Raw genomic sequence first — 6,239 nt, 5'->3', positions numbered from 1 at the left:
CCGTGTTGCCGACGGCGATCGCGATGGGGAAGAACCACATGGGCACCATCGCGGGGAAGTTGAAGGGGCTGATGATGCCGACCACGCCGAGCGCCTGCTTGATGGAGAACACATCCACACCGGTGGACGCGTTCTCGGTGAAGTCGCCCTTCATGATGTGGGGGAACCCGGTCGCGAGTTCCACGACCTCGAGGCCCCGCTGGATCTCACCGGCCGCGTCGGACACGACCTTGCCGTGCTCGGACGTGATGATCTTCGCGAGCTCGAGCTTCCGCTCGTTCAGCAGCTCACGGAAGCGGAACAGCACCCCCTGGCGCTTCGCGACGGAGGCGTTCGACCAGCCGGGGAACGCGGCCTTCGCCGCCGCGACGGCCGCGTCGATCTCCGACTGTTCGGCCAGCGCGACGTTCGCGGTGGGGACACCCAGGGCCGGGTTGAAGACCGGGGCCGTGCGAGCCGGCGTCGTCGTTGCGAGGGCGCCGTCGATCCAGTGCTGGATCGTGGGAAGTGCAGAGTCCACGTGTTACTCCTCGGGCTTGCTTGGCTGGTGGGATGGCTGGTGTCTGCGGAGCAGAAGCATGGTCAGACTACGGACGGCCACCGACGCCCGACTGGCGGCTTTGTAGATCCGAGGGTCAGTATTCGACCAAACTGGCAACGGGTTTTGCGTCAGACTGGCTTCGACACGATGGCCGAGCTGAGGAGCGACATGTCCGAGTACCGAGTGCAGAATCCTGCGACTGGCGAGATCATCGAGACCTTCGACGACGCGACGGATGCGCAGATCGAGCAGGCCGTCGCGAGCGCGGACGCCGTCTACCGCGAGTGGCGGGAGCGCAGCGTGCAGGATCGCGCCGCCGTCGTGCGGCGGGTCGCCGAGATCTTCCTCGAGCGCAAGGACGAGCTCGCGCACCTCATCGCCGTCGAGATGGGCAAGTCGGTGCAGGAGTCGATCGACGAGGTCGAGTTTGCGGCGTCGATCATCGACTACTACGGCGTGCACGGCCCGAGCCTCATCACCGACTTCGAGATCCCGAGCACGATCCCGGGCAAGGCGTACGTCGAGCACCGCCCCGTCGGCACCCTGCTCGGCGTCATGCCGTGGAACTTCCCGTACTACCAGGTGGCGCGCTTCGCTGCCCCGAACCTCGTGCTCGGCAACACCATCCTGCTCAAGCACGCCGACATCTGCGCGCGGTCTGCGCTGACCATCCAGGAGATCATGGAGCAGGCTGGCGTGCCGGTCGGTGGCTACCAGAACGTCTTCGCATCCCACGACCAGATCGCGACCCTCATCGCGGACGACCGCGTGCAGGGCATCTCGCTGACGGGATCCGAGCGTGCCGGCGCGATCATCGGCGCCCAGGCGGGCCGCAACCTCAAGAAGTGCGTGCTCGAGCTCGGGGGCATCGACCCGATGGTGGTGCTCGACTCTGACGACGTCGCGGCCGTCGCGCAGCAGGCGTGGGACTTCCGCGTCTACAACGTCGGCCAGGTCTGCAACTCGAACAAGCGCCTCATCGTCATGGATGACATCTACGACGAGTTCGTGGAGGAGCTCAAGAAGCTCGCCACGGGGCTCGTGCCCGGCGACCAGCTCGACCTCGCCGATGGCGCCTTCTCGCCCATGTCGAGCCGGACAGCCGCCGAGACGGTGCACGCCCAGGTGCAGAAGGCCGTGGCAGAGGGCGCGACCCTCGAGGTCGGCGGAGTGCTGTCAGACGGACCTGGCGCCTACTACTCGCCAGCCGTGCTCACGGGTGTCCCGCGCGACTCCGAGTCGTACGGTGTCGAGATGTTCGGCCCCGTCGCCACCGTCTACCGGGTGTCGAGCGACGAGGAGGCCCTCGAGCTCGCGAACGACTGCGCCCTCGGCCTGGGCGGCTCGGTCTTCTCGACCGACGAAGCGCGAGCCACCCGCGTCGCCCAGCGACTCGAGGTCGGGATGGCGCATGTGAACACGATCGCCGCGGAGGCCGCCGAGCTGCCATTCGGCGGCGTCAAGAACTCCGGGTTCGGTCGCGAGATGGGCCCCATCGGCATCGGGGAGTTCGCCAACAAGCGCCTGTTCTTCGTCTCCGCCTGAACCGGGCGGGCGCCCCGCTCAGGCGTTGGCGCCGGTCAGTTGCTGCGGTTCGTGCGCTCGATGACTTCCTGGCCCGTGTTGGGGTCGATGACCTTGCGGGTCGTGGAGGTCGACTGCTTGCGGCGGAGGGCGGTCACGAGGCTGATGATGAACACGACGGCACCCGCTCCCATGAGGATGTAGCCGATCGTCTTCAGGTCGACGAAGCCGTCGAGGTCGATGTTGATGGCGAACGCCAGGATGGCGCCGATGACGATGAGTGCGATGCCGCTGCCGTAGCCCATGGGATGACCTCCGTGTCGGATCGAGCGGACGTCGCTCGGGGTGCATCAAGTTTCGCACCGCTCGCGGCGTATATCGACTCCCGGATGCCGATTCGAACGTGAGTGGGCGAATCGATCAGGCGGCGTCGTGCGGATCAGGCCATGATGGACGCATGGAAGACGATCAGCTCATCACCGTCCTGAGCGACGAAGAAAGCCGCCGCCTGTTGCGGTCGACGACGTTCGGGCGCATCGCGTTCGCCGTGAACGGCCGCGTGGAGATCTATCCGATCAACGTCGTGTTCAGCGAACGCGACGGCGAGATCGTCTTCAAATCTGCGCCGGGTTTCAAGCTCGCGGGAGCGTCCATCGCCAAGGAAGTCGTGTTCCAGTCCGACGCCCTCGGCGACGGGTTCGCGACGAGCCTCGTCGCGCGCGGTGGAGCGAGGGTGCTCAGTACCGAGGCGGAGCTCGAACGGGCAGAGCAGCTCGGCGTGCGCCCCCTCATCGCGACGCCGAAGAACGAGTATGTCGCCATCACCGTGGCCGAGGTCTCGGGCCGCCGCTACATCACCGGTGAAGAGGCAGAGCCGCTCATCGACACCGTCGCCTAGGAATGGCCGACTCCAACCTGGGCACGGCACCTGCCGGCGCGCCTGATCCCGTCGACCGCCTCATCCTGGACGAGGCCGCCGACCTGGGTGGCGTGGATGCGCCGCTCGCGGTCGTCGGTGATGTCACCGGCGCGCTTGCCGTCGCGGCCGCGGAGCGGTTCGACCTCGACACGATCCGCACCTTCCACGACGCACTCTCTGAGGAGCGCGCCAGCGACGAGGCCGTGCGTGCGAGCTTCCGCTCTCTGAAGGCCGTTCGCTTCGGTCTCGAGCCGGCGCTGTTCGACGGCGTGCGGCTCGTGCTGCTGCGCCTCCCGAAGTCGCTCGCCGAGCTCGACGAGATCGTGCGGCTCGCCGCCGCGCACGCGCATCCCGACGTGCGGATCGTCGCGGGTGGTCGCATCAAGCACATGAGTCGCGGCATGAACGAGACGTTGGAGCGCTCGTTCGACGTCGTCACAGCGAGCCTCGGCAGGCAGAAGTCGAGGGTGCTGCACGCGAGCGTCCCGCGGGCCGAGTTGCGTGGTGCGCCATCCGTGTACCCGGTCGTGCAGAGGTCCGAGGAGCTCGGGTTCGCGATCGCGAGCCACGGCGGCGCGTTCGCCGGCCCCCGCCTCGACCTTGGAACGCGCGAGCTGCTCGCCACCCTCCGCGACCTTCCCGCCGACGCGCTTCCGGAGTCTGGTCTCGCGGTGGACCTCGGTTGCGGCACCGGAGTGCTCGCGGTGTCGCTCGCGAGGCTACGCCCTCGGCTGGAGGTCATCGCGAGCGACCGCTCCTGGGCTGCGGCCGCCTCCGCCCGTGAGACGGTGCGGCTGGCGGGCGTCGAGGACCGGGTGGAGGTGCGTCGGGAGGACGCGGGGTCCAGCATCGAGACCGAGACGGTCGACCTGGTGCTGCTCAACCCGCCCTTCCACGACCGCCACGAGGTCGTCGAGGACATGGCGCATCCGCTCTTCGAGCAGGCTGCGCGCATGCTGAAGCCCGGCGGCGCCATGCTGACGGTGTTCAACTCCGGTCTCGCGCATCGTGCCGCGCTCGAGCGGATCGTCGGCCCGAGCGCGCAGGTCGCTCGAGGCGCGAAGTTCACCGTTGTCCTCAGCCGAAGACGCGACTGATCGTCGCCTGCGCCGTGCCAGGCAACACAGCGGCGGATCGACGCAAACCGGCGGGCATCCGGTCGGTAGGCTGATCATCTGAACCGGAGGCGCAATGACCGATCTCATCCACATGCTTCGCGACTGGATGCCGAAGCAGCGCTGGTACTCGGGCGGTGAGGGCCGGGCACCGCAGCTCACCCACCTCGGCAGCTACGTGCTCGCCAACCCGAACGGCGAGGCGGGTGTGCACCTCGTGACGGTGCCGTGCATGCTCGATTCCTCCGGGGACGTGCCGGTCGTCTACCAGGTGCCGATCGTGCTCCGCGAGGTGGATGCGCGTGTGCCCGCCCTCGGGTACATCGGGTCGATCAGCAACGCGGCCGGGCGCGTGAGCGCCGTCGTGGACGGGCCTCACGACATCGCGTTCGCGAAAGCGCTCCTGGCGCTGTTGGAGCGGGAGGGGCATGCGACCGGCGCTGGCGGGCGAAGCGACATCGCGGCGTACGGTCTGCCGATGCCCGGGGCCGTCGTCGGCAGCTTCGTCACCAGCCGGGTGCTGTCGGGCGAGCAGTCGAACACGTCCATCATCTGCGAGATGCGGCTGCCGGATGGCAGCGATGCTCCACCGCTCATCCTCAAGGTGTTCCGGATGCTGCACGACGGCGAGAATCCGGAGGTGACGCTCCAGTCTGCGCTCACCGCGGCCGGATCGGTGCGGGTGCCCCCTGCCATCGGGCATCTCTCGGGCTTCTGGCCAGACCCGCGCACGAGCAGCGGGCGCGCGTCGGGAAACTTCGTGTTCGCGCAGGAGTTCCTTCCGGGTGTCGAGGACGCCTGGCGCGTCGCGCTTCGGGCCGCCGAGACGGGCGACGACTTCGGTGACGCCGCGTACACCCTCGGAACGGCAACCGCTGAGGTGCATCGCACGCTGCGCGACGTGCTTCCGAGCGTCGAGGCGACCGCCCCGAAGGTGCAGGCCGAGGTCGCCGCTATGCGCCAGCGGCTGGATGCGGCCATCGCGGTCGCGCCGTCGCTGGAGCGCCTGCGTGGTGCGGCAGAGGAGGTCTACGCGCGCGCGGCGGACATGAACTGGCCCCGCCTGCAGCGAGTGCACGGGGACCTTCACCTTGGCCAGGTGCTGGCCGTCGAAGATCGCGGCTGGGTGTTCCTCGACTTCGAGGGTGAGCCGCTGCGCAGCATCGAGCAGCGCAACACGGCGGATGCGCCGCAGCGTGACATCGCCGGAATCCTTCGCTCCTTCGACTACGTCGCAGGGTCGCTCGAGATGACGACCGGCCGCAACGTCGCGGGCGATTGGGCCGCGCGGGCGCGTCAGTCGTTCCTCAACGGCTACGCGGCAGCAGTGAGCGGTGAGCCGCGGGTCGGTCGCCACACCGGTGCGATCACCCTTGACGGACGGGCGGCCCGCCGACAGGCGCAGGATGCACGCGACGGTGGCAGCGCTCGGGAAGGCGCGGGCGAGGGCGCGTCAGGCGGCTATCCGCGACCGGACGCGTCGGAGAATCGACCGCTGAGCGCTGCCGAGGCTGCTGCGCTCATCCGCGTGTTCGAACTCGACAAGGCCCTCTACGAAGTGATCTACGAAGCATCACAGAGGCCGGCCTGGCTGCGGGTCCCCGTGCGGGCGGTGCAACGCATCCTCGCCTGAGCGGAGGCGGGTTGCCGCTCGGCCCCTGGTACCTGATGTCTGGTCGTCGGTTTGGGATGCAGACGAAGTTATCCACAGATCAGGCACGCCATCGTTCCGGGTGCGTCCTCGCGACTACGTTCGCGAGTACGCAACCGGAAGGACGTACATGACGCGTGACAACACTTTCAACAGCTTCGTGACCGACCCGCGAGGGGTGCCGAGCGCCGGAGGCTACTCGCCCGAGGTGTACGACCTGCTGCTCGACGCGGGTGGGCGACTGGCTTCGTTCTACGCGGCAAGAGCCGCCCGAGCTCGAAGCGCCCACGAGTACCGGCGCTGGCAGGACAAGCTCGCCGCGCTCCGCGAGGAGATCGCCGACGTCGATGCGCAGTCGAACGTGAGCGTCGTCGCGAAGCGCAATGAGCTGATCGAGCGCTACCGCGCCGAGACGCGCGGCAGCGAAGGGGCGGGCACCGTGCGCGGCGCGAGCTGACCGCGACGGCGATGCGTGCAGACAACCACGAT

7 protein-coding genes are annotated in these 6,239 nt (G+C 68.4%); 5 read left to right on the top strand and 2 right to left on the bottom strand.

The window, feature by feature from the left end:
- On the bottom strand, positions 1 to 520 hold a 520-nt coding region (locus ABVF28_RS15540; RefSeq protein WP_371031184.1), incomplete at its 3' end, for an aldehyde dehydrogenase family protein.
- Positions 521 to 709: 189 nt separating this feature from the next.
- Here ABVF28_RS15540 and ABVF28_RS15535 point away from each other — a divergent pair.
- Positions 710 to 2,086: an NAD-dependent succinate-semialdehyde dehydrogenase gene (locus tag ABVF28_RS15535; protein ID WP_104310564.1), complete on the top strand. Its 1,377-nt coding sequence runs from the start codon at positions 710 to 712 to the stop codon at positions 2,084 to 2,086.
- 35 nt (positions 2,087 to 2,121) lie between these two features.
- On the opposite strand, the gene ABVF28_RS15530 is transcribed toward ABVF28_RS15535, so the two are convergent.
- The gene (locus ABVF28_RS15530; protein ID WP_104310118.1) at positions 2,122 to 2,370 is read right to left on the bottom strand and encodes a DUF6458 family protein; all 249 of its coding nucleotides are present in this window, start codon (positions 2,368 to 2,370) and stop codon (positions 2,122 to 2,124) included.
- A 152-nt stretch (positions 2,371 to 2,522) separates the two neighbouring features.
- Here ABVF28_RS15530 and ABVF28_RS15525 point away from each other — a divergent pair, with 152 nt between their 5' ends.
- From ABVF28_RS15525 to ABVF28_RS15510, 4 genes are all read left to right on the top strand, one after another.
- Positions 2,523 to 2,963, top strand: coding sequence for a pyridoxamine 5'-phosphate oxidase family protein (locus ABVF28_RS15525; RefSeq protein WP_371031183.1), 441 nt, complete (start codon positions 2,523 to 2,525; stop codon positions 2,961 to 2,963).
- 2 nt (positions 2,964 to 2,965) lie between these two features.
- On the top strand, positions 2,966 to 4,081 hold the full coding sequence (locus tag ABVF28_RS15520) for a class I SAM-dependent methyltransferase (RefSeq protein ID WP_371031182.1): 1,116 nt from the start codon (positions 2,966 to 2,968) through the stop codon (positions 4,079 to 4,081).
- A 94-nt stretch (positions 4,082 to 4,175) separates the two neighbouring features.
- On the top strand, positions 4,176 to 5,732 hold the full coding sequence (locus tag ABVF28_RS15515) for an aminoglycoside phosphotransferase (protein WP_371031181.1): 1,557 nt from the start codon (positions 4,176 to 4,178) through the stop codon (positions 5,730 to 5,732).
- Between the two features lie 148 nt (positions 5,733 to 5,880).
- Positions 5,881 to 6,207 (top strand): hypothetical protein, encoded by a 327-nt coding sequence (locus tag ABVF28_RS15510; protein ID WP_146080676.1) that lies wholly within the window; start codon positions 5,881 to 5,883, stop codon positions 6,205 to 6,207.
- Positions 6,208 to 6,239: the final 32 nt, after the last annotated feature.

It is taken from the genome of Pseudoclavibacter sp. JSM 162008 (assembly GCF_041366455.1).
GTDB lineage: Bacteria > Actinomycetota > Actinomycetes > Actinomycetales > Microbacteriaceae > Pseudoclavibacter.
This window is presented reverse-complemented; position numbering and strand designations above follow the sequence as displayed.

Excerpts from the sequence above, each read along its gene's own strand:
- ABVF28_RS15535 (WP_104310564.1), top strand. The coding sequence starts at position 710 with ATGTCCGAGTACCGAGTGCAGAATCCTGCGACTGGCGAGATCATCGAG.
- ABVF28_RS15530 (WP_104310118.1), bottom strand. The coding sequence starts at position 2,370 with ATGGGCTACGGCAGCGGCATCGCACTCATCGTCATCGGCGCCATCCTG.
- ABVF28_RS15525 (WP_371031183.1), top strand. The coding sequence starts at position 2,523 with ATGGAAGACGATCAGCTCATCACCGTCCTGAGCGACGAAGAAAGCCGC.
- ABVF28_RS15520 (WP_371031182.1), top strand. The coding sequence starts at position 2,966 with ATGGCCGACTCCAACCTGGGCACGGCACCTGCCGGCGCGCCTGATCCC.
- ABVF28_RS15515 (WP_371031181.1), top strand. The coding sequence starts at position 4,176 with ATGACCGATCTCATCCACATGCTTCGCGACTGGATGCCGAAGCAGCGC.
- ABVF28_RS15510 (WP_146080676.1), top strand. The coding sequence starts at position 5,881 with ATGACGCGTGACAACACTTTCAACAGCTTCGTGACCGACCCGCGAGGG.